At 63.6% G+C, this 25,148-nt stretch carries 23 protein-coding genes and 2 pseudogenes; 20 read left to right on the top strand and 5 right to left on the bottom strand.

From position 1 onward, the window contains the following. Positions 1-19: 19 nt before the first annotated feature. Positions 20-1,342 carry an MFS transporter gene (locus M2400_RS26115; RefSeq protein WP_177079413.1) on the bottom strand — a complete coding sequence of 441 codons (1,323 nt, stop codon included), beginning with the start codon at positions 1,340-1,342 and terminating at the stop codon, positions 20-22. 192 nt (positions 1,343-1,534) lie between these two features. Here M2400_RS26115 and M2400_RS26120 point away from each other — a divergent pair, with 192 nt between their 5' ends. From M2400_RS26120 to M2400_RS26175, 13 genes and pseudogenes are all read left to right on the top strand, one after another. Continuing rightward, positions 1,535-3,271 (top strand): IlvD/Edd family dehydratase, encoded by a 1,737-nt coding sequence (locus tag M2400_RS26120; protein WP_010173667.1) that lies wholly within the window; start codon positions 1,535-1,537, stop codon positions 3,269-3,271. 56 nt (positions 3,272-3,327) lie between these two features. Beyond that, positions 3,328-4,050: a FadR/GntR family transcriptional regulator gene (locus tag M2400_RS26125; RefSeq protein WP_259198966.1), complete on the top strand. Its 723-nt coding sequence runs from the start codon at positions 3,328-3,330 to the stop codon at positions 4,048-4,050. Positions 4,051-4,297: 247 nt separating this feature from the next. Next, complete coding sequence (locus tag M2400_RS26130) at positions 4,298-5,668, top strand: MFS transporter (protein ID WP_259198967.1); 1,371 nt, start codon at positions 4,298-4,300, stop codon at positions 5,666-5,668. A gap of 20 nt (positions 5,669-5,688) precedes the next feature. Next, positions 5,689-6,678, top strand: coding sequence for a LysR family transcriptional regulator (locus M2400_RS26135; RefSeq protein WP_177046580.1), 990 nt, complete (start codon positions 5,689-5,691; stop codon positions 6,676-6,678). Continuing rightward, positions 6,665-8,077: an aspartate ammonia-lyase gene (locus tag M2400_RS26140; RefSeq protein ID WP_259198968.1), complete on the top strand. Its 1,413-nt coding sequence runs from the start codon at positions 6,665-6,667 to the stop codon at positions 8,075-8,077. Before M2400_RS26135 ends, M2400_RS26140 begins: the two co-directional genes overlap by 14 nt. 172 nt (positions 8,078-8,249) lie before the next feature. Next, positions 8,250-9,329, top strand: a pseudogene (locus M2400_RS33660) (cache domain-containing protein); the annotation flags it as partial. A gap of 327 nt (positions 9,330-9,656) precedes the next feature. Next, positions 9,657-10,193 (top strand): annotated as a pseudogene (locus tag M2400_RS33665) (methyl-accepting chemotaxis protein); the annotation flags it as partial. Between the two features lie 196 nt (positions 10,194-10,389). Beyond that, positions 10,390-10,980: an amino acid synthesis family protein gene (locus M2400_RS26150; protein ID WP_177046586.1), complete on the top strand. Its 591-nt coding sequence runs from the start codon at positions 10,390-10,392 to the stop codon at positions 10,978-10,980. Positions 10,981-11,023: 43 nt separating this feature from the next. Continuing rightward, on the top strand, positions 11,024-11,857 hold the full coding sequence (locus tag M2400_RS26155) for an alpha/beta fold hydrolase (RefSeq protein WP_177046588.1): 834 nt from the start codon (positions 11,024-11,026) through the stop codon (positions 11,855-11,857). Then, positions 11,854-13,335, top strand: a complete 1,482-nt coding sequence (locus M2400_RS26160; protein WP_259198970.1) for an aldehyde dehydrogenase — start codon at positions 11,854-11,856, stop codon at positions 13,333-13,335. Before M2400_RS26155 ends, M2400_RS26160 begins: the two co-directional genes overlap by 4 nt. A gap of 12 nt (positions 13,336-13,347) precedes the next feature. Continuing rightward, positions 13,348-13,833, top strand: a complete 486-nt coding sequence (locus M2400_RS26165) for a flavin reductase family protein (protein WP_177079414.1) — start codon at positions 13,348-13,350, stop codon at positions 13,831-13,833. A 169-nt stretch (positions 13,834-14,002) separates the two neighbouring features. After that, a complete protein-coding gene (locus M2400_RS26170) occupies positions 14,003-14,755 on the top strand; it encodes a GntR family transcriptional regulator (protein ID WP_177046610.1) in 753 nt (250 codons plus the stop codon). 2 nt (positions 14,756-14,757) lie between these two features. Beyond that, complete coding sequence (locus M2400_RS26175; RefSeq protein ID WP_177046612.1) at positions 14,758-15,321, top strand: NUDIX hydrolase; 564 nt, start codon at positions 14,758-14,760, stop codon at positions 15,319-15,321. Positions 15,322-15,327: 6 nt separating this feature from the next. On the opposite strand, the gene M2400_RS26180 is transcribed toward M2400_RS26175, so the two are convergent. Continuing rightward, positions 15,328-15,621: a DUF1330 domain-containing protein gene (locus M2400_RS26180; protein ID WP_177046614.1), complete on the bottom strand. Its 294-nt coding sequence runs from the start codon at positions 15,619-15,621 to the stop codon at positions 15,328-15,330. Positions 15,622-15,690: 69 nt separating this feature from the next. On the opposite strand from M2400_RS26180, the gene ribBA reads away from it, so the two are divergent. From ribBA to M2400_RS26205, 5 genes are all read left to right on the top strand, one after another. After that, positions 15,691-16,800, top strand: coding sequence for a bifunctional 3,4-dihydroxy-2-butanone-4-phosphate synthase/GTP cyclohydrolase II (gene ribBA / locus M2400_RS26185; RefSeq protein WP_177046615.1), 1,110 nt, complete (start codon positions 15,691-15,693; stop codon positions 16,798-16,800). Between the two features lie 227 nt (positions 16,801-17,027). Then, entirely contained in the window at positions 17,028-18,053 is a 1,026-nt protein-coding gene (locus tag M2400_RS26190; RefSeq protein ID WP_177046617.1) for an ABC transporter substrate-binding protein, read from the top strand. Then, the gene (locus tag M2400_RS26195) at positions 18,050-18,967 is read left to right on the top strand and encodes an ABC transporter permease (protein WP_177115553.1); all 918 of its coding nucleotides are present in this window, start codon (positions 18,050-18,052) and stop codon (positions 18,965-18,967) included. The genes M2400_RS26190 and M2400_RS26195 overlap by 4 nt, the downstream gene beginning before the upstream one ends. A gap of 6 nt (positions 18,968-18,973) precedes the next feature. Next, entirely contained in the window at positions 18,974-19,783 is an 810-nt protein-coding gene (locus M2400_RS26200; RefSeq protein ID WP_177046621.1) for an ABC transporter permease, read from the top strand. A gap of 15 nt (positions 19,784-19,798) precedes the next feature. Then, positions 19,799-20,953 (top strand): ABC transporter ATP-binding protein, encoded by a 1,155-nt coding sequence (locus M2400_RS26205; RefSeq protein WP_177046623.1) that lies wholly within the window; start codon positions 19,799-19,801, stop codon positions 20,951-20,953. Positions 20,954-21,072: 119 nt separating this feature from the next. Here M2400_RS26205 and M2400_RS26210 read toward each other — a convergent pair whose 3' ends face one another. The 3 genes from M2400_RS26210 to M2400_RS26220 are packed head-to-tail and all read right to left on the bottom strand — an operon-like array spanning position 21,073 to position 23,581. Then, positions 21,073-21,816 (bottom strand): PAS domain-containing protein, encoded by a 744-nt coding sequence (locus M2400_RS26210; protein WP_177046633.1) that lies wholly within the window; start codon positions 21,814-21,816, stop codon positions 21,073-21,075. Beyond that, positions 21,817-22,476 (bottom strand): response regulator, encoded by a 660-nt coding sequence (locus M2400_RS26215; protein ID WP_177046635.1) that lies wholly within the window; start codon positions 22,474-22,476, stop codon positions 21,817-21,819. After that, on the bottom strand, positions 22,445-23,581 hold the full coding sequence (locus tag M2400_RS26220; RefSeq protein WP_256390427.1) for an ATP-binding protein: 1,137 nt from the start codon (positions 23,579-23,581) through the stop codon (positions 22,445-22,447). Before M2400_RS26220 ends, M2400_RS26215 begins: the two co-directional genes overlap by 32 nt. 182 nt (positions 23,582-23,763) lie before the next feature. Here M2400_RS26220 and M2400_RS26225 point away from each other — a divergent pair, with 182 nt between their 5' ends. Beyond that, positions 23,764-24,210 carry a dimethylamine monooxygenase subunit DmmA family protein gene (locus M2400_RS26225; protein ID WP_259198971.1) on the top strand — a complete coding sequence of 149 codons (447 nt, stop codon included), beginning with the start codon at positions 23,764-23,766 and terminating at the stop codon, positions 24,208-24,210. After that, positions 24,207-25,136, top strand: a complete 930-nt coding sequence (locus M2400_RS26230; RefSeq protein WP_177046641.1) for a PDR/VanB family oxidoreductase — start codon at positions 24,207-24,209, stop codon at positions 25,134-25,136. The genes M2400_RS26225 and M2400_RS26230 overlap by 4 nt, the downstream gene beginning before the upstream one ends. The last annotated feature ends 12 nt before the right edge of the window (positions 25,137-25,148 follow it).

Genomic DNA, 25,148 nt, shown 5'->3' on the forward strand with positions numbered 1-25,148 from the left:
GTGTTCTCCTGATTGCCAATTAAGTACGCGTGGCGCCACGGGCGCTGGCGGCGAACTGGTCGGGCGGCAGCACGTGCTTGCGCTCCAGCAGCCGATACACCACAGCGGTCAACACCACCCCGAACAGCATCACGCACGCCAGGAAGTACAAGCCTGACGCGAGGTTGCCGGTGTATTCCTTGAGGGCACCGATCACGAACGGGCCGATGTAGCCGCCCAGGTTGCCCACCGAGTTGATCAAGGCGATGCCCGCCGCCGCACTGGCGCCGGCAAAGAACCGCCCGGGCAAGGTCCAGAACACCGCCGTGCAAGAGAACAGCGCGAACGCCACCAGGCACAGCGCTGCCAGTTGCCACACCGGTACGGTCAGCCAGGCGCTGAAGAACAGGCCGATGGCGCCCAATACATAAAGCACCGCCAGGTGCCCGTAGCGATCATTCAGGCGGTCGGAACTGCGCGGGACGATCAGCAAACCGATGATCCCGAAGATATACGGCACCGCCGATACAAAGCCGGTGGTCAGGTCGCTGCCGCCGAACTGTTTGATCAAGGTCGGCAGCCACAGGCCCAGGCCATAAATGCTCAAGGTCACCGGCAGGTAGAACAGCGCCAGCAGCAAAACGCGTTTGTCCTTCAGCGCATGCAGCGGGTTGCCGTGCCGGGTCTGGCCGTAGGCTTGCAGGTCTTTGGCCAGCTCGCCGGTGAGCCAGTCCTTCTCGGCCTGGTCCATCCATTTGACCTGTTGCGGCCCGTCCGGCAGGTAGCGCAGCACCGGCCAGGTCAGCAGGATCGCCGGGGTGCCGATGACGATGAACAACCACTGCCAGCCATGCAGGCCGAGGACTCCGTCCATGCCGAGCAAGCCACCCGCCACGGGCCCGGTGATCATCATGGCGATGGGTTGGGAGAGGATGAACAGCCCGAGGATCTTGCCGCGGTGACGCACCGGGAACCATTGGGTGATGTAGTACAGGACGCCCGGGAAGAACCCGGCTTCCGCCGCGCCCAGCAGAAAGCGCATCACGTAGAAACTGTGGGGGCCCTGCACGAACGCCATGCCGATGGTGATGGCGCCCCAGGTGACCATGATCCGCGCAAACCAGCGCCGGGCACCAAAACGGTCAAGCATCAGGTTGCTGGGGATTTCAAACAGGAAGTAGCCAATGAAGAACAGCCCTGCCCCCAGGCCATACGCCGCATCACCGATGCCGACATCCGCGCCCATGTGCAGCTTGGCGAAGCCCACGGCCGAGCGGTCCACGTAGGCAATCAGGTACAGCAGGATCAGGAAGGGAATCAACTTGAGCGTGATGCGACGTATCAGCCGCTGTTCCTGGCTCATGTGAGCGGTCTCCGATTGTTATTTTTATAGAGCGTTGCGGGTCGCCTCTCGCGGAAAACCGCCAGGGCCAGGCCTCGTTGAATCGGACTATATAGTATTACTATTTAATCAACAACACTTCCAAATCGGCGATTTTACGCCTATGTTAAGCCGAGATTAGATCAATATAGTCTTACAATAAGAGAACACATCATGTCCGAGAAAAAGCCCGTCCTGCGCTCCGCCAGCTGGTTTGGTACTGCCGACAAAAACGGCTTCATGTACCGCAGCTGGATGAAAAATCAGGGGATTGCCGATCATCAGTTCCATGGCAAGCCAATCATCGGGATCTGCAACACCTGGTCGGAACTGACGCCCTGCAACGCGCACTTCCGCCAGATTGCCGAGCATGTGAAACGCGGGGTGATCGAAGCCGGTGGTTTCCCGGTGGAGTTCCCGGTGTTCTCCAACGGCGAATCGAACCTGCGCCCCACCGCGATGCTCACCCGCAACCTGGCCAGCATGGACGTGGAGGAAGCCATTCGCGGCAACCCCATCGACGGCGTGGTGCTGCTGACCGGCTGTGACAAAACCACCCCGGCGCTGCTGATGGGCGCGGCCAGTTGCGACGTGCCGGCCATCGTCGTCACCGGCGGGCCGATGCTCAACGGCAAGCACAAGGGCCAGGACATCGGCTCGGGCACCGTGGTGTGGCAGCTCAGCGAACAGGTCAAGGCCGGCACCATCACCCTCGACGATTTCCTCGCGGCCGAAGGCGGCATGTCGCGCTCGGCGGGCACCTGCAACACCATGGGCACCGCCTCGACCATGGCGTGCATGGCCGAAGCCCTGGGCACTTCCCTGCCCCATAACGCGGCAATTCCCGCGGTGGATGCGCGGCGTTATGTGCTGGCGCACATGTCCGGCATGCGCGCGGTGGAGATGGTGCGCGAAGACCTCAAGCTGTCGAAGATCCTGACCAAGGAAGCCTTTGAAAACGCGATCCGCGTCAACGCGGCCATCGGCGGCTCGACCAACGCGGTGATTCACTTGAAAGCCATCGCCGGACGCATCGGCGTGGAGCTCGACCTGGACGACTGGACCCGCATGGGCCGCGGCATGCCGACCATCGTCGACCTGCAGCCGTCCGGGCGCTTCCTGATGGAAGAGTTCTACTACGCCGGCGGCCTGCCGGCCGTGCTGCGTCGCCTGGGTGAAGCCAACCTGATCCCGCATCCGAACGCCTTGACCGTCAACGGCAAGTCCCTCGGCGAAAACACCAGGGAGGCGCCGATCTACGGCCAGGACGAAGTGATCCGCACCCTCGACAACCCGATCCGCGCCGACGGCGGTATCTGTGTGCTGCGGGGCAACCTGGCCCCTCTCGGCGCAGTGCTCAAGCCTTCGGCCGCCAGCGCCGAACTGATGCAGCACCGCGGGCGTGCGGTGGTGTTCGAGAACTTCGACATGTACAAGGCGCGGATCAACGACCCGGAGCTGGACGTGGATGCCAACTCGATCCTGGTGATGAAAAACTGCGGCCCCAAGGGTTACCCGGGCATGGCGGAAGTGGGCAACATGGGCTTGCCGGCCAAGCTGCTGGCCCAGGGTGTGACCGACATGGTACGCATCTCCGATGCGCGCATGAGCGGCACCGCCTACGGCACTGTGGTGCTGCACGTGGCGCCGGAAGCGGCAGCCGGCGGGCCGTTGGCCACGGTGAAGGAAGGCGACTGGATCGAACTCGACTGCGCCAACGGCCGCCTGCACCTGGACATCCCGGACGCCGAACTGGCAGCACGCATGGCCGACCTGGCGCCGCCACAGCAACTGATCGTCGGCGGCTACCGGCAGCTGTATATCGACCACGTATTGCAGGCCGACCAGGGCTGCGACTTCGATTTCCTGGTGGGCTGCCGGGGCGCCGAAGTGCCCCGTCATTCCCACTAATTGGGACGGGAGGAATGCTATGATGCCGCCAATTTCGCCAGAGTAGCCTTCCTGTTATGGACCAGCAGCCGACCAAGCCGCGCAAGAGCATGCACGCCCAAATCGTTCAGGACTTGGGCATGCACATCGTTTCCGGGCGCTTCAAACCGGAAGAACGGTTGCCCATGGAGGCAAGCCTGTGCGAGGAATACAAAGTCAGCCGTTCGGTATTGCGTGAGGCCACCCGGGTGCTGAGCGCCAAGGGCCTGGTGATTTCCAAGCCCAAGGTCGGTGCGATGGTGCGTCCCCGGGCCCAGTGGCATTTGCTGGACCCGGACGTGCTGTCCTGGCTGATGCAGTCGACCCCCCACAGCGAATTTTTCAACACCCTGGCCGGTGTACGGCGGATTTTGGAACCGGAAATCGCCGCCATGGCCGCGACCACCGCCACCGACGCCGACATCGCCACCATCGAAAAAGCCTACCAGGGCATGGAAACCGCGAACACCCACGAAACGCTGTTGCAGGCCGACCTGGACTTCCACCGCGCGATTGCCGACGCCACCCGCAACGACCTGCTTGCCTATATGTGCAACATGCTGTCGCTGCCGCTGCGCGAGTCGATCAACATCACCAACCGCCGCCCGGATATCCAGGGCCTGAGCCTGCCCCGGCACAAAGCGATCCTCACCGCGATCAAGAACCGTGACGCCCTCGGCGCCCGACATGCGTCCCTGGTGCAGCTGGACGACACACGCGTGGCGCTGGACACCGTGATGAATGTGCTGACCCCGCTGTAAGGCGGGCCTGGTCCCGCCCTCCACGCCAATAGCCTCCTGCCCTTGCCGGCCTGCTCCCCGACAGGCCGTACTGCTCAATCGAGCCACCGGTTTAACCCAGACCTTCACGAAAAACGGCGCCAAGTATCAGCTATCTTGATACTCACACGACGCCTGCTGATTTCGTGAAGTCGTCGCCCTAGACTCGCTCTCACCGGCTGCTGATGCACCGGATCCCACACCTATAAAAAAGCAAGTGGAGAGACGAATGAGTGGTCAAGTAGCGTTCGAAGACCTTCCGCTGAGCCGCTTCCATATCCGGACGGTGTTCAGCGGCACGGGTGGCCAGTTCAGTGACGGGTTCGTGCTGGGCATTATCGGGATCGCCGTGAGCATGGCGGCAGGGCCCCTGCAATTGACCGCGTTGTGGATGGGCCTGCTGGGTGCCGCGTCCCTGGCCGGGTTGTTCCTCGGCAGCCTGTTTGCCGGCCCGATCGCCGACAAGTTTGGCCGGCGCACGATTTTTGCCTGGGACATGTTGTTGTTCGCGGTGATTTCCGCCTCGCAGTTCTTTGTCACCTCCCCCGAGCAACTGCTGGCGCTGCGCCTGTTATTGGGCCTGGTGCTGGGGTTTGACTATGTGGTGAGCAAATCCCTGGTGACCGAGTTCGCTCCCCGCCGGTATCGGGGGCGCTTGCTCAGTGTACTGGCGGCTGCCTGGGCGGCGGGTTACGTGGCGGCGTACCTGGCTGGGTTTGCGGTCCGCGATATCGGCCCGGATGCCTGGCGCGTGATGCTCGCCCTCAGTGGCATCCCCGCGCTGTTGATCTTGCCGCTGCGCCTGGGGGTTCCGGAGTCGCCGATCTGGCTGATGGCCCGGGGGCGCAACGAAGAAGCCTCGGCCGTGGTGCGCAGCAAGTTCGGGCCACACGTCTATCTGCCCGCACCGGCCGCCCAGGCCTCTGCGCAAAAGCCACGCGGCAGCTGGAGCGAGCTGTTGAGCCCGCGCTGGCGCAAGAACACCTTGGTGGGCTGCGTGTTCTATACCTGCCAGGTGATTCCGTTCTTTGCCTTGGGCACGTTCGCACCCAAAGTCCTGGAAGCGTTGAACGTGCAGGACAAGTTCGTCGGTGGCCTGGTCTACAACGTACTGCTGCTGGTCGGCGCCCTGCTCGGTTTGCTGGTGATCGACCGCATCTCTCGCCGCGTGTTTCTGGTGGGCACCTTCTACCTGAGCGCTGCCGGCCTGGCCGTGTTGGCCTACGCCGGTTTCGGCCCGCTCGGCACCATCCTCGCGTTCGGCTTTTTTGCCTGCGTGATGGCGGCCGCGGTGAACCTGGAGTTCGTCTATCCACCGGAGCTGTTTCCCACCCACCTGCGGGCCTCGGGGATCGGCCTGGCCGTGGCCGCAAGCCGGTTTGGCTCGGCGGTGGCGACCTTCCTGCTGCCGGTTGCGGTGCAACATGTGGGGGTTCATGCGGCATTGGGCGTGTGCGTCGGTGTGCTGATCGTGGGCGGCGTGTTCTGCCACTTGTTTGCACCGGAAACCAGCAAGGAAGACTTGTCGGGCGTCACGCCCGATATCGACCCGGGCTTGTCGCCGGTGCTGTCCAGCCCCGTGGGGCGCACCCCGAAGTAAACCGTTGAAGAGGGATGACGATGTCAGCGAACAGGCTTATCGACATGTATGCGGTCCAGGTATTCATCGCGGTTGCCGAAGAGGGCAGCATGTCGGGAGCCGCCGCGCGCATGGGCATTTCCCAGTCCGGCGTCTCGCAGATGGTGCGCCAGCTGGAAGAGGACCTGGGGGTGGTGCTGGTGGACCGCACCACCCGCCCGCTCGCCCTCACTTCGTTCGGCATCGCCTTGCGTAACCGGGGCTCGGTGTTGAGCGAGGAACTGTCCCATCTCAAGGCCCAGGTGATCGACGCCGGACGCGGCGTGAACCCGGACCTGCGCATTGGCCTGGTGGACTCCTTTGCAGCGACCTGCGGCTCGGTGTTCACCAAACAATTGCTGGGCAAGGTCGCGCAGCTGTCGATCCGCACCGGGCTCAGCCCGCAACAAGGCGAATCCCTGCTGCGCCGCGACCTGGACCTGATCGTCACCAGCGACCCGCTGATGGACGCCAACGATGTGATTCGCTACCGGCTGTTTTCAGAGAAGTACTTTGTGATCACGCCCAGCCAGCTGCGCACCGAAATCAACACGGTCGAGGACGTACGGGCGCTGGCCAATGTGCTGCCGGTGGTGCGTTTCAACCGGATGTCCCAGGTCGGCCTGCAGATCGAACGCCATCTGCGCAGCCTGAATGTACGGGTGCCCAACCGCCTGGAACTGGACAACGCCGATGCATTGACCTCGATGGTCGCCGAGGGCATCGGATGGGCGGTGACCAGCCCGATGTGTTTTTTGCAGGCCTCTTCGTGGGTGGACAAAGTGACCGCACACCTCACCCCGGACCTGCAGCTGGAGCGCTCGCTGTACCTGGTAGCGCGACGCGATGAATACAGCGCCTTTTTCGCCGATGCCTGCGAAACGGCGCGCAATGTGATCCTCCACTCCTTCCTGCCCAGGCTAAAGGCCCTGGACAAAGGGGTGGAGGCGTTAATCCAAATAGATGAGGGTGATGCTCGTGAGTACTTTTGATTCTGCCGCTGCACGACTGGAAACCGATTACGTCGGTGATGTGCACATTCCGGCCGGCAAGTTGTATGGGGTGAACTCGGTACGCGGGTTCGACAACCTCAGCGTGTCACCGTTGACCATCGCCCACTACCCCGCCTTTCGTGATGCCTTCGCCCAATGCAAATCGGCGGCCGCGCTGGCCAACCACACCTGCGGCGTCATCGCCCTGCCCCAGTGCGAGGCCATTGTGCAGGCCTGCGGCGAGGTGATCGCCGGCCAGTGCGACGACTCGCTGATCGTCGACCTGCTGGAAGGCTCCGGCGGCACGTCCACCAACATGAATTTCAACGAGGTGATTGCCAACCGCGCCCAACAGTTGATGGGGCATGCCGCCGGTTCGTATGAGGTGGTGCACCCCAATGACCATGTGAACGCCTCGCAGTCGACCAACGATGTTTACCCGGCCGCCCTGAAGATCGCCACGTACGCGATGCTCGGCCCGCTGATCGATGAAGTGGAACAACTGGCAACCCGCTTCGACCAGAAAGCCGAACAGTTTGCCGATGTCCTGCACCTGGGCCGCACCTGCTTGCAGGACGCCCAGCCGATGCGCCTGGGCCAGGTGTTTTCCGGGTATGCCGACCTCACCTATCGACTGGGCGCGGAGCTTGCCAGCGTGCGCGACAAACTGCGCACCCTGCCCCTGGGCGGCACCGCCATCGGCACCGGGTTCGGCGCGCCGGCGGCGTATCGCGCCTCGGTGTACCGGCACCTGGTACAGATCACCGGCATTGAGTACCAGGCACCGTCGAATGCCTTCGACGCGATGCAGAACATGGATGTGTTCTCCCGGGTTTCCGCCGAACTGCGCACCTGCTCGGCGTCCCTGGCCAAGATCGCCTCGGACCTGACCCTGCTGTCGTCCGGCCCTGTCGGCGGAATTGGCGAACTGAAGCTGCCCGAAGCCCAGGCCGGCTCGTCGATCATGCCCGGCAAGGTCAACCCGGTGCTGCCGATGGCCATGATTCAACTGAGCTTCGCGGTCATCGGCAACGACGTGGCGGTGGCACAGGCGGTACAGGCTGGCCAGTTGGAGATCAACCACTACGAGCCATTGGTGGCTTCCCGTGTATTCGACAGCATTGCGCTGCTGACCCAGGGCATCCAGCGCTTCCGCGAAAAATGCGTCAGTGGGATAACGGCTGATGCGCAACGCAATGAACAACACCTGACCGACTCGATGGCGGTAGCCACCGCGCTGGTGCCGAAACTGGGGTACGCCCGCGTCAGCCAGCTGGCACGCCAGTCCGTGGCGCAAGGTCGCTCACTGCTGTCGATCCTGGAAGAGTCCGGGTTGATGAGCCAGGCCGAAGCCATGGCCGCGATCGAGCGCTCCTCACGACCTGTATTCGAGGACTGAGGCCGCTGGCCTCCCCGCTCCACTTAAACACCCCCTCCAGCCTCAAGTACGTACCCCCGCAGTCGATATACAGGGGGTACGCATGGCTGACACCGCCCCACCACAACACATGCGACGCTCGACCCTACTGTTTTCTCCTTGCCAAAAACTATAAATACCCGCGGGTGAAGTCATGAATATCAAGCAGAAGCTGACCTGGGCCTTTGCGGCCATCGCGTGCCTGCCGGTCATCCTGGTGGCCGTGCTCGTCGTACTGAATGTGCGCGACGGGGCCTTGGCCAATTTCCTCGACAGCAGTGGTCGCGAGATCCGCCAGATCGACAATGGCATGAAGCAGTTCTTCGACGGCATCAGCCAGAACGTCGACTATGTGGCCAAGGACCCGCGCGTTGTCGCGGCCAAGGACCTCAAGAGCTACGCCGGCGCCGACGCCGCGCAAATCCCGCTGACCCCGACCAATAAAGACCTGCTGGCGATTTTCGACCAGTTCGCCAAAAGCCATCCGAGCACCGCCTACCTGTCCCTGGGACTGAGCGACGGCGGCTATGCCAGTTGGCCTGACGACACCAAACTGAACAACTACGACCCGCGTGTGCGGCCCTGGTACAAAGCCGCCATCGCAGCGCCCGGCACTACCGTGCGCACCGGCGCCTACTACTGGGCACCGGACGATGTGACGCTGATCGGCACCGTGCACACCGTCGCCGACGCTACCGGCAATATCCTCGGAGTCGTCGGCCTGGATGTATCCCTCAAGCAGCTCACCGAACTGGTGCGCAATATCAAGCTGGGCGACAGCGGCTATCTGATGCTGGTGGAAGCCAACGGCAACGTGCTGGTGGACCCGAGCGACGCCAAGCACAACTTCAAGCCCCTGGCCGACCTGGGCCCCAGCTACGCCGAACTGGCCAAGCGCGGCGATGGCGTGACCCAGGTGGAAATTGACGGCGTGCCGTACATGGCCAACGTGGTCAACTCCCAGGGCCTGGGCTGGCGCTTTATCGGCCTGATCAAGCGTGACGAAGTGATGGCGGGCGCGACGCGCCTGACCTGGCTGATCGTCGCCATCGCGGCGGCATTGGCGGTGGTCTTCGCCATTGTCGGCGCCAGCTTCGCCCGGGTGATCGTGCGCCCGATTCGTGGCGTGGCCGACGGCCTGCAGGAAATCGCCGAAGGTGAAGGCGACCTCACCCGCCAACTCAAGGTCCAGGGCAAAGACGAAACCGCCACTCTGGCGGGCTGGTTCAACCAGTTCCTGAGCATGATCGCGCAGTTGGTGCAGCGCATCGGCAACGCCTCATCCGACCTGCAAACCGCAGCGGCCGACACCCGTGAAGTCGCACACAACATGAACCAGGCCGCCGGCCGTCAGCGCGAAGCCGTGGAGTTGGTGAGCACCGCGTTCAACGAAATGGTGGCCACCGCCAACGAAGTCGCCCGTTCGTGCAGCGCGGCGGCCTCGAGCGCCGACGAAGGTTATCGGGATGTGCACGATGGCCAGCAGCACATCGGCGAAGCCACCGGCAGCGTGCTCAAGCTGAGCGAAGACCTGCAAAAGTCGACCCAGACCATGCAGTTGCTCGAACAGGACAGCAAGAACATCAACACCATCCTCGACACGATTCGTTCGATTGCCGAGCAAACCAACCTGCTGGCCCTCAACGCGGCCATCGAAGCCGCACGGGCCGGTGACCAGGGCCGTGGGTTTGCGGTGGTGGCCGACGAAGTCCGCGCCCTCGCCCGCCGCACCGCCGATTCCACCGGCGAGATCGACAGCCTGCTGGGCAACCTCGCCCGCCGCACCCAGGAAGTCACCCTGCAGATGCAAGGCAGCCTGCAGGTGTCCCACACCAGCGTGGAACGCATCCAGCAGGCCCGCGACAGCTTCGACAAAATCCGTGGCTCGGTGGACTCGATTCGCGACCAGAACACCCAGATCGCCACGGCCGCCGAGGAACAGCATCAGGTGGCCGAAGAGATCAACCGGCACATCGCGCAGATCCATGCCGATGCCCAGCTGGTTGAAGGCTTTGCTCATTCGGCACAGACGGGCTCCGGGCGGTTGACGGATATTTCCGGCCAGCTCAAGGGCCTGGTCGGGCGCTTCAAGTTCTAACCCCGCCTACAAGGCGGTGACGTGCTCACCGCCTCCCCACCCCATCACGCCTGTCCAGCCTGCCCCGCCTAGCGCGGGCGGGCTCGTTGCCGGCCATTTGTCAGCTTGCCCCAAGGCAACGCACATCACGCTATTGCGCTTCTCGTATTATGGTATACCATCATACGCAAATCACCTGCGTCAGATGGAGCCGTTCATGAGTTTCGAAATCCGCAAAATCGTCAGCTATGTAGAAGAAACCTTTATCGAAGGCGGCAAAGCCTCGGACACCCCGGTCAAAATGGTCGGCCTGGCCGTTGTGCTTAAAAACCCGTGGCTGGGCCGCGGTTTTGTCGAAGACCTGAAGCCGGAAATCCGCGCCAATTGTTCCGACCTGGGTGCGCTGATGGTCGAGCGCCTGGTGGGCATCATCGGCGGCGCCGAGAAGATCGAAGCCTACGGCAAGGCGGCCGTGGTGGGTGCCGATGGAGAGATCGAACACGCCTCGGCGATCATCCACACCCTGCGCTTTGGCAACCACTACCGTGAAGCGGTCAAGGCCAAAAGCTACCTGAGCTTCACCAACAAGCGCGGCGGCCCGGGCACCTCGATCCAGATCCCGATGATGCACAAGGACGACGAAGGCCTGCGCTCGCACTACATCACCCTGGAAATGAAGATTGAAGACGCGCCCCGCGCCGATGAAATCGTCGTGGTCCTGGGCTGTGCCGACGGCGGTCGCCTGCACCCGCGCATCGGCAATCGCTACATCGACCTGGAAGAGCTGGCGGCTGAAAAAGCCCAGTAAGCAAGACCCGTCACTCAAACAAAAAGGCATGCAGGAGCGCTCCATGATTCGGCTCACCGCTGAACGTACCCCGGCTGGCACCAGTTACCTGGCGACCGGCCAAGGCCAGCCTGTGGTTTTGATCCACGGCGTGGGCCTGAATAAAGAAATGTGGGGCGGCCAGGTGGTCGGCCTCGCCACCCGGTACCGCGTCATTGCCTATGACATGCTTGGCCATGGCGCCAGCCCGCGCCCGCAGAGCGGTACGCCGCTGCTGGGCTACGCCGACCAACTGCTGGAACTGCTCGATCACCTGCAATTGCCCCAGGCGACGGTGATCGGGTTTTCCATGGGCGGCCTGGTGGCTCGCGCCTTTGCCCTGCACTACCCGGAGCGCCTGCAAAGCCTGGTGGTGCTCAATAGTGTGTTCAATCGTAGCCAGGAGCAGCGCGCCGGGGTGATCGCACGCACCGCCCAGGCCGCCGAACACGGGCCCGACGCGAATGCCGAAGCCGCCCTGTCGCGCTGGTTCAGCCGTGAATACCAGGCCGCCAACCCGGCGCAGATTGCCGCGTTGCGCCAGACCCTCGCGGGCAATGACCCTCAGGGTTACCTGACCACCTATGAATTGTTCGCCACCCAGGACATGTACCGCGCCGACGACCTGGGCAGCATCAAGGCGCCGACGCTGGTGGCCACCGGCGAGCTGGACCCCGGCTCGACACCGCAAATGGCCCGGCAACTGGCCGAGCGCATTCCCGGTGCGACCGTGGCCGTTTTGCCCGAGCAACGGCATATGATGCCTGTCGAATCGCCGCGTCTGGTCAACCAGCTGTTGCTGGACTTCCTCGAAACGGCACACTCCCAACAACACCCGATAAAGGGGATCGTGGCATGACACTTGAACGCTTCCAGATGTGCATCGGCGGCGAATGGGTTGACGCCCTGTCCGGCAAGACCTTCGACAGCCTGAACCCGGCGCTGGCCGAGCCCTGGGCGCAGTTGCCCGATGCTGACGAGACTGACGTGGAGCGCGCCGTGAGCGCCGCCCAAAGCGCCTTCGAAAGCCCGGCCTGGCGCGGCCTGACCGCCACCGCGCGGGGCAAGCTGTTACGCCGCCTGGGCGACCTGATTGCCGAGAACAAAGAGCAACTGGCCCAGCTCGAAAGCCGCGACAACGGCAAGCTGATCCGTGAAACCCGCGGCCAGGTCAGTTACCTGCCGGAGTTTTTCCACTACACCGCAGGCCTGGCCGACAAGCTCGAAGGCGGCACCCTGCCGCTGGACAAGCCCGACCTGTTTGCCTACACCGTGCACGAAGCCATGGGCGTGGTTGCCGCGATCATTCCATGGAACAGCCCGCTGTACCTGACCGCGATCAAACTCGCGCCCGCCCTGGCGGCAGGCAACACCATTGTGATCAAACCGTCGGAGCACGCCTCGGCGACCATCCTTGAACTGGCGCGCCTGGCGCTGCAAGCCGGCATCCCGCCGGGTGTGGTCAACGTCGTGACCGGCTACGGCCCGAGCACCGGCGCCGCCCTCACCCGCCACCCGCTGGTACGCAAGATCGCCTTCACCGGCGGCGCCGCCACGGCACGGCATGTGGTGCGCAGCAGCGCCGAGAACTTCGCCAAGCTGTCCCTGGAACTGGGCGGCAAATCACCGAACATCATCTTTGCCGACGCCGACCTCGACAGCGCCATCAACGGCGCCATCGCCGGCATCTATGCCGCCTCCGGGCAGAGCTGCGTCTCCGGCTCGCGCTTGCTGGTGCAGGATGAAATCTACGACGAATTCGTCGAGCGCCTGGTGGCGCGCGCCCAACGCATTCGCATCGGTAACCCTCAAGACGACGCCAGCGAGATGGGCCCCATGGCCACCGCACAGCAACTGGCCGTGGTCGAAGGCCTGGTGGCGGATGCCATCGCTGAAGGCGCGCGCCTGCGCACCGGCGGCAAACGCCCGCAGAACCTCGGCGAAGGCTGGTTCTACGAGCCGACCTTGTTCGAGTGCGACCGCAATTCGATGAAGATCATGCAGGAAGAAGTGTTTGGCCCGGTGGCGTCGGTCATTCGCTTCAAGGACGAAGCCGAAGCCCTGGCCATCGCCAACGACTCGCAGTTCGGCCTGGCCGCCGGTATCTGGACCCGCGACCTGGGCCGCGCCCACCGGCTGGCGCGGGATGTGCGCTCGGGCATCATCTGGGTCAACACCTACCGCGCCGTATCGGCCATGGCGCCCATCGGCGGCTTCAAGAACAGTGGCTATGGACGCGAAAGCGGCATCGATTCGGTGCTGGCCTACACCGAGCTGAAGACGGTGTGGATCAACCTTTCCCAGGCGCCGATGCCTGATCCTTTCGTGATGCGCTAAGAGACCACAACCATGATCGAACCCGGCATTTACAAAGACGTGATGAGCTCGTTTCCCTCCGGCGTCACGGTGGTGACCACCCTGGACCCGGAAGGCGGCATCGTCGGCATCACCGCCAGTGCGTTCAGCGCGCTGTCGATTGACCCGGCCCTGGTGCTGTTCTGCCCCAACTATGCGTCGGACACCTACCCGATCCTGCGGGACAGCAAGCGCTTTGCGATTCACCTGCTGTCCGCCGACCAGACTGCCGAGGCCTATGCGTTTGCCAGCAAAGGCAAGGAAAAAGCCAAGGGTATCGAGTGGCACCTCAGCGACCTGGGCAACCCGCTGCTGGCCAAGGCCACGGCGATCATCGAGTGCGAGTTGTGGCGCGAATACGACGGCGGTGACCACGCGATCATTGTGGGCGCGGTGAAAAACCTGATTCTGCCCGACCAGCCGGTGACGCCGATGATCTACCACAAAGGCAAGCTGGGCCCGTTGCCTACCCTGGCGTGAGGCGGCTGCCGGGGCCATTTGTGGGGCCGTGAGGGTTTGTCGCTTAAAGAACACAGCGTGATAAACTTGCCGAAGATTTTGGCCCTCAATCGGCCCGGCTGGCCCCTGAAGCCTTCGCCAAAGCCGGTGCCGAGGCCTCCAGTTAACCGCCCCATTCAGAGCAGACCCCATGAAACGCCTGCCACTCGACGACAGCTTCAAGGTCAATCACAACCCGGTCACCCTGCGCGAAATCGTGCTGGAAAAACTGCGCAGCGCCATCATGAACTTCCAGCTGTTGCCGGGCGACCGCCTGGTGGAGCGCGACCTGTGCGACCGCCTCGGCGTCAGCCGCACCTCGGTGCGCGAAGCCTTGCGTCACCTGGAGTCCGAAGGCCTGGTGGAGTTCGCCGACGCCAAGGGCCCGCAAGTCGCAATCATTACCCTGGCCGATGCCGTCGATATCTATGAACTGCGCTGCGTGCTCGAAGGCTTGATCGTGCAGTTGTTCACCCTGCGCGCCAAGGCCAAGGACATCAAGGCCCTGGAAAAAGCCCTCGAGGAAAACCGCAAGGCCCTCAAGGACGGTGAACTGCAACAGGTCATCGACTCGGTACAGGGTTTCTACGACGTGCTGCTGGTGGGCTCCGGCAACCATGTTGCCGCCACCCAGTTGCGTCAGTTGCAGGCGCGTATCAGCTACCTGCGGGCCACGTCGGTGTCCCAGGAAAACCGTCGCGGTACCAGCAACCAGGAAATGGAGCGCATGGTGCAGGCGATCAAGAGCGGCGACCCGCTCGCGGCTCACCAGGCCTGCGTCGACCATGTGCGCGCCGCCGCCGCCGTTGCCCTGGACTACCTCAAGCGCAAGCAGGAAGAGACCGGCAAGATCCCCGAGATCACCCTGCCCATCGCGCTCAAAGAACCCCGCATAGGTCACTGACCATGTTCACCCCTGGCTTTTGCCCGAAATGCGGCGGCAGTGACCTGGGTCACCAGCTGCCGCCGGGCGATACCCATGAACGCCTGATGTGCCGCGGCTGCGGCTATATCCACTACGTCAATCCGAAGATCATCGCCGGCTGCATCATCGAGCAGGACGGCAAGTACCTGCTGTGCCAACGGGCAATCCCGCCACGCCCGGGCACCTGGACGTTGCCGGCAGGCTTTATGGAAGGTGGCGAAACCACGGAACAGGCGGCACTGCGGGAAGTCTGGGAAGAAAGCGGCGTGCGTGCGGAGATTGTTTCGCCCTACTCGATCTTCAGCGTGCCGAAGATCAGCGAGGTGTACATCATCTTTCGCGCCATTGCGCTGGAGATTACCGGCCAGTTCGGGCCGGAAACCCTGGACTACCAATTCTTCGCGCCCGAGGACATTCCCTGGGACAGCATCTACTACCCGGCGATCCGGCAGATCCTCGAACGCTATATCGAGGAACGCCAGGCCGGGGTCTACGGCATTTACATCGGCAACGACGACAGCGGCAGGATTCACTTTATCCGCTGATGCGCGTCAGAGCGCCAAGCCTTCCACAATGATGATCTGCGCCTGGGCCACGCCCTCACGGTGCGCCTTCGCCTCCTGATATTCCTCGGACTCGTAGCACGCCACCGCCTGGTCGTAGCTGTCGAATTCGATCACCACATTGCGCTGCGTTGCCGGCCCGCCTTCCATCGCGGCGCTGCGCCCGCCCCTGGCCAGAAATCGCCCGCCAAACTTCGCAAACGCCGCCGGTGCGCGCTGGGTGTACTGCGTGTATTGCTCGGCATCCGCCACATCCACATGGGCAATCCAGTAGGCCTTCATCGTGACATCCTCTACGTTAAGTTTTGTGGTATACCATAATACATACAACCAACAACCCGAGCACGTTACATGACCTTCAACAGCATCGCAGAAATCATCGAAGACTACCGCCAGGGCAAAATGGTACTCCTGGTGGACGACGAAGATCGGGAAAACGAAGGCGACCTGTTGCTGCCTGCCGACTGCTGCACCGCCGAGGCGATCAGCTTCATGGCCCGCGAAGCCCGGGGCCTGATTTGCCTGACGCTCACCGATGAACATTGCCAGCGCCTCGGCCTGGAACAGATGGTGCCGAGCAACGGCAGCGTGTTCAGTACCGCGTTTACCGTGTCCATCGAAGCGGCCGTCGGCGTGACCACCGGAATCTCCGCCGCCGACCGCGCGCGCACCGTGGCCGCTGCCGTGGACATGAGTGCCGGGCCGGCCGACATTGTGCAACCGGGGCACATCTTCCCGCTGCGCGCCAGGGACGGCGGGGTACTGACCCGCGCCGGCCACACCGAAGCCGGTTGCGACCTGGCGCGCCTGGCGGGGCACACGCCGGCCTCGGTCATCGTCGAAGTGATGAACGATGACGGCACCATGGCCCGCCGGCCCGATCTGGAAGTATTCGCCCGCACGCACGGGATCAAGATCGGCACCATCGCCGACCTGATTCACTACCGCCTGAGCACCGAGCGCACCGTGGTGCGCATTGGCGAACGCGACCTGCCGACGGTGCACGGCACGTTCCGCCTGATCACTTTCGAAGACCGCATCGACGGCGGCGTGCACATGGCAATGGTCATGGGCCAGTTGCGTCGTGACGAACCGGCGCTGGTACGGGTGCATGTGATCGACCCGCTGCGCGACCTGGTGGGCGCCGAATACAGCGGCCCGTCCAACTGGACCTTGTGGGCCGCCTTGCAGCGAGTGGCCGCCGAAGGCTGCGGCGTGGTGGTGGTGCTGGCCAACCATGAGTCATCCCAGGCATTGCTCGAGCGCGTGCCGCAACTGACCCAGGCGCCCCGGCAATTCAACCGTTCCCAATCGCGCATCTATTCTGAAGTAGGCACCGGGGCGCAGATCTTGCAGGACCTCGGGGTCGGCAAACTGCGCCACCTCGGCCCGCCCCTTAAATATGCCGGTTTGACCGGCTACGACCTTGAGGTGGTGGAGAGCATTGCGTTCACCGAATGACGGATAACCGGTAAGGCAAAATGCTTGCACAAAGTTTGGAATACCATAATATGACATCCCATAGACCGAACGTTTCTGCCAAGTGCACCCGCCAGGGAAAGCACCCATAAAAGCCCTTGGCACGGTCGCCTTCCGGGGCCTCGATTAGAGGCCCTGCTGGACCTACTGCTCCCGATAGGCGGGCACTACCAAGCCCGCTCAATAACAAAACAAATGAGGGCGTGAAAATGGTGTTGAACAAACGTGTCACCGCAGTGCTGTTCGCGGGCTTATTGGCCACGGCCACTCATGCGGCCCTGGCGGCCGAAAGCGTCAATTTCGTGAGCTGGGGCGGTAGCACCCAGGACGCGCAGAAACAGGCCTGGGCCGACCCGTTCAGCAAGGCCAGCGGCATCACCGTGGTCCAGGATGGCCCCACCGACTACGGCAAACTCAAGGCCATGGTCGAAAGCGGTAACGTGCAGTGGGACGTGGTGGACGTCGAAGCCGACTTCGCCTTGCGCGCCGCCGCCGAAGGCTTGCTCGAACCCCTGGATTTCTCGGTGATCCAGCGCGACAAGATCGACCCGCGCTTCGTCTCCGACCACGGAGTGGGTTCATTCTTCTTCTCCTTCGTACTGGGCTACAACGAAGGCAAGCTCGGCGCCGGCAAACCCCAGGATTGGTCCGCCCTGTTCGACACCAAGACCTACCCTGGCAAACGCGCACTCTACAAATGGCCAAGCCCTGGCGTGCTTGAACTGGCCCTGCTGGCCGACGGCGTACCCGCCGACAAGCTGTACCCGCTGGACCTGGACCGCGCCTTCAAGAAACTCGACACCATCAAGAAAGACATCGTCTGGTGGGGCGGCGGTGCCCAGTCGCAACAGCTGCTGGCCTCCGGCGAAGTCAGCATGGGCCAGTTCTGGAACGGGCGCGTTCACGCCCTGCAGGAAGACGGCGCGCCCGTGGGCGTAAGCTGGAAGCAGAACCTGGTGATGGCCGACATCCTGGTCGTGCCCAAAGGTTCGAAAAACAAGGCGGCGGCCATGAAGTTCCTGGCCAGCGCCAGCAGCGCCAAAGGCCAGGCGGATTTCTCCAACCTGACCGCCTATGCACCGGTGAATATCGACAGCGTGCAGCGCCTGGATTCAGTCCTGGCACCTAACCTGCCGACGGCGTATGCCAAGGACCAGATCACCCTCGATTTCGCCTACTGGGCCAAGAACGGTCCGGCCATTGCGACACGGTGGAATGAATGGCTAGTCAAATGAAAATGACCGCAACCACGCCCGCCGGGAGCGCCCTGGGCGCCGCCGGCAAGGCTGGCGGTAAAGTCGTAGCGCCGTCCCTGGCGCAGCGCTGGCGCGGTTCCAGCAACCTGATCCCGGCCCTGTTGTTCCTCGGCCTGTTCTTTCTGGCACCACTGATCGGCCTGCTGCTGCGCGGCGTGCTGGAGCCGGTGCCGGGGCTTGGCAACTATGAACAGCTGTTCGCCAACTCGGCCTATGCGCGGGTGTTGCTCAACACCTTTTCAGTGGCGGGCCTGGTGACCCTGTTCAGCCTGTTGCTGGGCTTTCCCCTGGCGTGGGCCATCACCCTGGTGCCCCGCGGCTGGGGGCGCTGGATCCTGAACATCGTGCTGCTGTCGATGTGGACCAGCCTGCTCGCCCGGACCTATTCCTGGCTGGTGCTGTTGCAGGCTTCAGGCGTGATCAACAAGGCGCTGATGGCGATGGGCATCATCGATCAACCCCTGGAGATGGTGCACAACCTGACCGGCGTGGTGATCGGCATGAGCTACATCATGATCCCGTTTATCGTGCTGCCGTTGCAGGCGACCATGCAGGCCATCGACCCGATGATCCTGCAGGCCGGCTCCATCTGCGGCGCCAGCCCCTGGACCAACTTCTTCCGGGTGTTCCTGCCGTTGTGCCGGCCGGGGCTGTTTTCCGGCGGGCTGATGGTGTTTGTGATGTCCCTCGGTTACTACGTCACCCCGGCGCTGCTCGGCGGTGCGCAGAACATGATGCTGCCGGAGTTCATCATTCAGCAGGTGCAGTCGTTCCTCAATTGGGGCCTGGCGAGTGCCGGCGCCGCGTTGCTGATCTTCATCACGCTGGTGTTGTTCTACTTCTACCTGAAGCTTCAGCCGGAATCCCCGGTTGGCGCCAGCAACGCGAGGTAAGCCGTCATGCTCCTGACTCCCAATGCCATGAGCCGCAGGATGCGCTTGGGCCTGTACACCACCACCGGCGTGATTGGCCTGTTCCTGCTGTTGCCGATCGTGTTCATCGTGCTGCTGTCGTTCGGCTCCTCACAATGGCTGGTGTTCCCGCCGCCCGGCTGGACGCTGAAATGGTACGGCCAGTTCTTCTCCAACCCCGACTGGATGAACGCCGCCGTGGCCAGCCTCAAGGTCGCGGTACTGACCACGGTGTTCGCCGTGGCGCTGGGCCTGCCTACGGCATTCGCCCTGGTGCGCGGGCGCTTTCCGGGCCGCGAATTGCTCTACGGCCTGTTCACCCTGCCGATGATCGTGCCGCTGGTGATCATCGCGGTGGCGGTGTACGCGCTGTTCCTCAAGCTCGGCTACACCGGGACGATGTTCGCCTTTGTGGTCAGCCACGTGATTGTCGCGTTGCCGTTCACCATCATCTCGATCATCAACTCGCTGAAGCTGTTCGATCAGTCAATTGAAGACGCCGCCGTGATCTGCGGCGCCTCGCGCTTGCAAGCCGTATTCAAGGTGACCTTCCCGGCGATTCGCCCGGGCATGGTGGCGGGTGCGCTGTTCGCCTTTCTCGTCTCGTGGGACGAAGTGGTGCTCAGCGTGATGATGGCCAGCCCGACCCTGCAAACCCTTCCCGTGAAAATGTGGACCACCCTGCGCCAGGACCTGACGCCTGTGATCGCCGTCGCGTCGACGTTGCTGATCGGCCTCTCGGTGTTGGTCATGGTGATTGCCGCCGCCGTTCGCCGGCGCACAGAAACCCGGCCCTGAGCCCTGGAGAAGAACATGAGTGCAGTGATCAAAGCGTCCGCGCAAGGCAACGAGCAACCCCTGGTAAGCCTGCGCAACCTGAACAAGTACTACGGCGAGTTTGCCGCCGTGGACAACATCTCCCTGGACATCCAGGACGGCGAGTTCCTCACCTTCCTCGGCTCCAGCGGCTCGGGCAAAAGCACCACGCTGTCGATGCTCGCCGGCTTTGAAACACCGAGCAGCGGCGAGATCCTGGTGGGCAACCAATCCCTGGTCAATGTGCCGCCCCACAAGCGCGACATCGGCATGGTGTTCCAGCGCTACTCGCTGTTCCCGCACTTGTCGGTGCGCGACAACATCGCCTTCCCCCTGGCGATTCGCAAACTGGCGAGTGCCGAGCGCGAGAAGCGCGTCGACGCGATGCTCAAGCTGGTGCAACTGGAAGCGTTTGCCCATCGCCGACCTTCGCAACTCTCCGGCGGCCAGCAACAGCGCGTCGCCATCGCCCGGGCGCTGGTGTATGAACCGCGCATCCTGCTGATGGACGAACCCCTCGGCGCCCTCGACAAGAAACTGCGGGAAGACTTGCAGGACGAACTGCGCCAGTTGCATCGGCGTCTGGGCATCACCATCGTCTACGTGACCCACGACCAGGAAGAAGCCATGCGCCTGTCCCAGCGCATTGCGATTTTCAGCCACGGCAAGATCGTCGGCCTGGGCAGCGGTTTCGACCTGTACCAGAACCCGCCGAACGCATTTGTCGCCTCGTTCCTCGGCAACTCGAACTTCCTCAAGCTCAAGGCCCAGGGCAACGCCGTCGGCGCGTTCGAAGGCCAATCCCTGTCGATCCGCCTGACCACCGGGCTGCACATCGACCAGGACGTGCTGCTGATGGTGCGCCCGGAAAAAGCCCTGGCGCTGAGCGTCGAGCAGGCCGCCGGGCAACCGTTGGCGGCGGGCTGGAATGAAGTGTCGGCGATCGTGGGCGAAGTGCTGTTCCTCGGCGAAAGCCAGACCTGCAGCGTGAAAACCCTGGGCGGCACTTCGATGACGGTCAAGGCGTTGTCCGCCGCGGGCATGCCGCTCAAGGCCGGCGACCCGGTGCGGGTGCGCTGGGCCACGGCGGATGCGTGTGTGTATACGCAGTGGGCGGAGAGTGATCTGAACAAGGCGGCCGGGGCGCATTGAGTCGCCCCCGTGGGAGCGGGCTTGCTCGCGAATGCGGTGTGACAGTCAATAGATGCATTGGCTGATCCACCGCTTTCGCGGGCAAGCCCGCTCCCACATTTTTAATTGTGTTTTACCCGTCAGGTTTTGCGTTCGAAAATCGCCCCCTCGATCCCCAGCACCTCGCGGGTATCGGCATAGATCCCCACGCCCTTCTCCCACACGTGCTTGATCGACTGATCGGCGCAGCGAATCTGATAATTGAGTTCGAACGGCTCCCGCCGCGACAACGCATATTGCACTTCGCGCCAGACGTAGTCGGCGTACTGCGCCAGGATCAGGCTGTTGTAGGTGAACTCATGGTTGTCCACCAGCCGCTCGGCGGGATAACCGGTCAATTGCAGGCACCCGGCACTGACAAACTCCATGGTCCAGTCGCGGTTGTTGCGCCCGCGATAGATCAGCCCCGGCATGCTGTCGAGCAAACTCATGCTGCTGCGCTGGCTGGCCTGCAAGGCAATTTCGCGGCGCTTGTGCGCAGTCACATCCCCGGCCGCCAGGTAGAACCCTTGCGGGCCGCGCTTGAGGCTCACCTCGAACCAGCGTAACTCGCCGCAAGGATGCACAAAACGCAGGCGCTGGTTGAATGACGTATCAGGCCGCCGGCGCAGTTCATTCAAGGCCTGGCGCCATAACGGGCGGTCTTCCTGGTGCACGTAATCCAGCAGATTGCGCTCCGCCCCCGGTTGCCCCATCAGCTCGGCCCAGGCCAGGTTGAAGTGGGCGATCTGGCCATTGTCCCGCAGCTCCAGCAACGCGGCGGGGAAGCGATCCATCAGGTGCACGGGCGGCGTCTGCACAAACGCTTCAGGGCTTTCCCTCATCTAATGGCGCTCCTCGTGTTTCATCAATGCGCCGCTGTGCACCCACGCGGCCAGCTCCAGCCGCGAGTGCAGGCCGAGCTTCTGCAGCAAACTGCGCACGTAGATTTTTACCGTGCCGTCGCTGATCCCCAGTTCCCGGCCGATCTGTTTGTTGCTCATGCCGGCGGCGATCAATGCCAGGGTCTGGCCTTCGCGCTCGGTGAGGTTGTCGCTGCCCGGGGCCTCGCAGTGTTGCGTGGGCTCGGCCTGGTCGGCCAGCAGGGCAATCAGGGTCGAATCCAGCACGATCGCGCCCTTGTGGCAGTTGCGCATATACGCCAGCAAGGCGTCGGGCTCGGTTTCCTTGAGCACGTAACCGCTGGCGCCCAGGCGCAAGGCAGCAAGCAGTTCGGCGCGGTCCATCGACGCCGTCAGCACCACCACCTGGCAATCGAGGCGCAATTGCCGCAGTTCATCCAGCACCTGCAAACCGCTCAGGCCCGGCATGTGCAAATCCAGCAGGACCTGCTGCGGCGTCAGGCTCACCGCCAGGTTGATGCCCTCACGGCCACTGGCCGCCTGCCCCACCACTTCGAAGTCGTCACTGGCACCGAACAACTGCGCCAGGCCTTTGCGAAACAATGGGTGATCATCGATCAGTAATAAGGTCGTGCAATCCATCGAGACTCCCCTGTGGCAGGTCTTGGTTGCGGCGCAGGCCGAGGTGCACGCGCACCCCGTGCGGGCGGATCGCTTCAATGCTCAGCCGCGCGCCGATGCTGGCGGCACGTTCGCGAATAATTGCCAGGCCGAAATGGTTGTCTTCGCCGCAGGCCGGGCTCAGGCCAATGCCGTCATCCTCCACCGACACCGAGGCATCGCCGTCCTGGGTCTGGCGCAGTTCAATGCGTACGTGCCGCGCGTGGGAATGCCGCACCGCATTGGCCAGGGCTTCGCGAATGATCTGCAGGATCTGCAATTCGGTTTCCGGGTTCAACGCATCGTCGGCCAGGCGGTTGTCCAGTTCGAACACGATGATGCAACGCCGCGAGAACTCCGCAACGGAGTCGGCCAGGGCCTGGCGCAGCGAGCGCCCGTCCATGGTCAGGCGTGCGCTGGTGATCAGCTCACGCACCTGGCGCTGCAGTTGGCTCAAGCCCGCGCACAGGTCCTGCAGACTGGCGCGGGCTTGCGCCGGCTCGCCCAGTTGCGACTGCAACCCATGCGCCTGGAACGACAGGTAACCCAGCTGCTGCGCCACCGAATCGTGCAGCTCACGGGCCAGGGCACCGTGCCGGGACGTCGCCTGTTTGCGCTGTTGCTCAAGGGTGTGGCTGCGCAAGCGCACGGTGACACCGACCGCCTGCGCGGCCTCCTCCATGAGTTGCCGCCAGCTGGCACCGGCCCGCCGGGGCGTGTCGAGCAGCAACGCCCCCTTCTGGCCCTCGGACAAGGCGCACACCAGCCGGTGCACGCCCCGTTCCCGGCACGGGCCGCACGCCTGGGGCGTATCGGCCACGGTCGCGTTACGCCAGGGGCAGCCCGCCACGTCCTGGCAGCCCTCGATCAACCCGCGCCGGGCCGGCCCCAGGTCTTCGCCGCCGAGGATCAGGTTGAGCTTGCCGGCGGGCAACAATGCGTCGAAACGGTCCAGGAAAACCGACAAGGCACCGTCAGCGTGCGCCTCGCCCAAGGGCAACCCGGCCAACAGCCTGCGCACGCTACGCGCTTGTTCGGGGCGCACAGGCCCCAACCAGAGCGGCCAGCCTTTTGGTCGTGTCAGCACTCTCGATAACTCCCCGTCCTGGTTGCTCAACATCAGCTTAAGACCAGCAACTTCCATGCCCCGAATGGCCGTCGCGCAAGGCTTATCTCCAAAGGCATAGCCCTTTTTCCAGATTGAGAAGATTTTCCCCATAGGAAAGTATCTCTCCCAACAGGAAACAAAACGCACCTTGGAGAGCCCGCATGACCCACACCCACAACCGCGCCATCGTGGTGATGCAATCGGCGACCGTTGGCCTGGAGGTTGTCGCCGGACTGGACCAGCCGTTGCTGCTGAACGGTGAACAACCCGACTTCGCCTGGCGCTTGCAGCAGGCACTGGCCAGCGCCACCGTGGGTTGTCGGCTCTACCTGCTGGGCGATGAAGCCTTTGTGTGGCGCCTTCACGGCCAGGCCCGCGCCGCCGGCCTGGAAGACGACGAAATCCGCCTGACCTGCTCGCTGCCCGGCCAACGCCTGGTGTATTGCGCGCACTGTGGCCTGATCCAGGCGACCGGGCCGGAGCCGCTGTTGAACTGCATCGGCTGCCATGTGGGGCTGGAGGTGCGCACGCATTTTTCCAGGCGCCTGGGGGCTTATTTCGGCGTGTGCAATAACCCCGACAAGCCCTATGCGGGGTTCCAGCCATGAGCGCGGCCCTCAATGTGCAGGTGAGCGCGGCAAGAATGCTTACACCGGTGGTGCGCGAGTTCACCCTGGTGGCCTGCGACGGCACCCTGCCTGGCTTCTCGCCCGGCAGCCATGTGCAAGTGCATCTGCCGCTGGCCGAAGGCAAGGTACGCAATGCCTACTCACTGACCAGCGACCCGGCGCACCACCAGCACTACCGCATCGCCGTGCGCCTGCAAGACGTGTCCCGTGGCGGTTCGCAGTACCTGCATCGGCAGGTGCAGGTCGGCGACACCTTGCAGATCTCGCCACCGGCCAATCTGTTCGCCCCCCACGCCACGGCCCGCCGGCATATCCTGATCGCCGCCGGCATCGGCATCACGCCGTTCATGGCCTACATCGCGGCCCTCGAACAACAGCAGGCCGAGTTCGAACTGCATTACCTGTTCAGGCCGGGCCTGAGCGACGCCTACCTCGACGAGTTGCAACAGCGCCTCGGTGCACGCCTGCACACCTACGAAGGCCGCCCGGACCTGAGCCGCATCCTCGGCAACCGGCCGCTGGGCAGCCACGTCTACACCTGCGGCCCACAGTCCCTGCTCGACGCGGTCGAGCACCAGGCCACGCGCCTCGGCTGGCCGCCCAAACGCGTGCACTCGGAAGCGTTCAAGGGCGCACAACCGGGCCAGCCGTTCGACCTGCACCTGCTGCGCAGTGATCGGCGCCTGCGGGTCGAGGCCGAGCAGAGCCTGCTCGAAGCCCTGGAAACCGCCGGGTTGCAGGTACCCAACCTGTGCCGTGGCGGCGTGTGCGGCCAATGCATGACGCGCCACATGGGCGGCGCCATCGAACACCGCGACAGCTTCCTCACACCGGCCGAGCAAGCCGACTTTCTGATGCCCTGCGTCTCTCGCGGCAACGGCCCATGCGTTTCGCTGGACCTCTAGGAGTTGTTGACC

Origin of the sequence: Pseudomonas sp. BIGb0558, assembly GCF_024807515.1 — a bacterium.
In the GTDB taxonomy this organism is placed as follows: domain Bacteria; phylum Pseudomonadota; class Gammaproteobacteria; order Pseudomonadales; family Pseudomonadaceae; genus Aquipseudomonas; species Aquipseudomonas yamanorum_A.

What these genes read in the sequence shown, in the direction of transcription:
- M2400_RS26115 (WP_177079413.1), bottom strand. Translation starts at nt 1,342, where the DNA reads ATGAGCCAGGAACAGCGGCTGATACGTCGCATCACGCTCAAGTTGATT.
- M2400_RS26120 (WP_010173667.1), top strand. Translation starts at nt 1,535, where the DNA reads ATGTCCGAGAAAAAGCCCGTCCTGCGCTCCGCCAGCTGGTTTGGTACT.
- M2400_RS26125 (WP_259198966.1), top strand. Translation starts at nt 3,328, where the DNA reads ATGGACCAGCAGCCGACCAAGCCGCGCAAGAGCATGCACGCCCAAATC.
- M2400_RS26130 (WP_259198967.1), top strand. Translation starts at nt 4,298, where the DNA reads ATGAGTGGTCAAGTAGCGTTCGAAGACCTTCCGCTGAGCCGCTTCCAT.
- M2400_RS26135 (WP_177046580.1), top strand. Translation starts at nt 5,689, where the DNA reads ATGTCAGCGAACAGGCTTATCGACATGTATGCGGTCCAGGTATTCATC.
- M2400_RS26150 (WP_177046586.1), top strand. Translation starts at nt 10,390, where the DNA reads ATGAGTTTCGAAATCCGCAAAATCGTCAGCTATGTAGAAGAAACCTTT.
- M2400_RS26155 (WP_177046588.1), top strand. Translation starts at nt 11,024, where the DNA reads ATGATTCGGCTCACCGCTGAACGTACCCCGGCTGGCACCAGTTACCTG.
- M2400_RS26160 (WP_259198970.1), top strand. Translation starts at nt 11,854, where the DNA reads ATGACACTTGAACGCTTCCAGATGTGCATCGGCGGCGAATGGGTTGAC.
- M2400_RS26165 (WP_177079414.1), top strand. Translation starts at nt 13,348, where the DNA reads ATGATCGAACCCGGCATTTACAAAGACGTGATGAGCTCGTTTCCCTCC.
- M2400_RS26170 (WP_177046610.1), top strand. Translation starts at nt 14,003, where the DNA reads ATGAAACGCCTGCCACTCGACGACAGCTTCAAGGTCAATCACAACCCG.
- M2400_RS26175 (WP_177046612.1), top strand. Translation starts at nt 14,758, where the DNA reads ATGTTCACCCCTGGCTTTTGCCCGAAATGCGGCGGCAGTGACCTGGGT.
- M2400_RS26180 (WP_177046614.1), bottom strand. Translation starts at nt 15,621, where the DNA reads ATGAAGGCCTACTGGATTGCCCATGTGGATGTGGCGGATGCCGAGCAA.
- ribBA (WP_177046615.1), top strand. Translation starts at nt 15,691, where the DNA reads ATGACCTTCAACAGCATCGCAGAAATCATCGAAGACTACCGCCAGGGC.
- M2400_RS26190 (WP_177046617.1), top strand. Translation starts at nt 17,028, where the DNA reads ATGGTGTTGAACAAACGTGTCACCGCAGTGCTGTTCGCGGGCTTATTG.
- M2400_RS26195 (WP_177115553.1), top strand. Translation starts at nt 18,050, where the DNA reads ATGAAAATGACCGCAACCACGCCCGCCGGGAGCGCCCTGGGCGCCGCC.
- M2400_RS26200 (WP_177046621.1), top strand. Translation starts at nt 18,974, where the DNA reads ATGCTCCTGACTCCCAATGCCATGAGCCGCAGGATGCGCTTGGGCCTG.
- M2400_RS26205 (WP_177046623.1), top strand. Translation starts at nt 19,799, where the DNA reads ATGAGTGCAGTGATCAAAGCGTCCGCGCAAGGCAACGAGCAACCCCTG.
- M2400_RS26210 (WP_177046633.1), bottom strand. Translation starts at nt 21,816, where the DNA reads ATGAGGGAAAGCCCTGAAGCGTTTGTGCAGACGCCGCCCGTGCACCTG.
- M2400_RS26215 (WP_177046635.1), bottom strand. Translation starts at nt 22,476, where the DNA reads ATGGATTGCACGACCTTATTACTGATCGATGATCACCCATTGTTTCGC.
- M2400_RS26225 (WP_259198971.1), top strand. Translation starts at nt 23,764, where the DNA reads ATGACCCACACCCACAACCGCGCCATCGTGGTGATGCAATCGGCGACC.
- M2400_RS26230 (WP_177046641.1), top strand. Translation starts at nt 24,207, where the DNA reads ATGAGCGCGGCCCTCAATGTGCAGGTGAGCGCGGCAAGAATGCTTACA.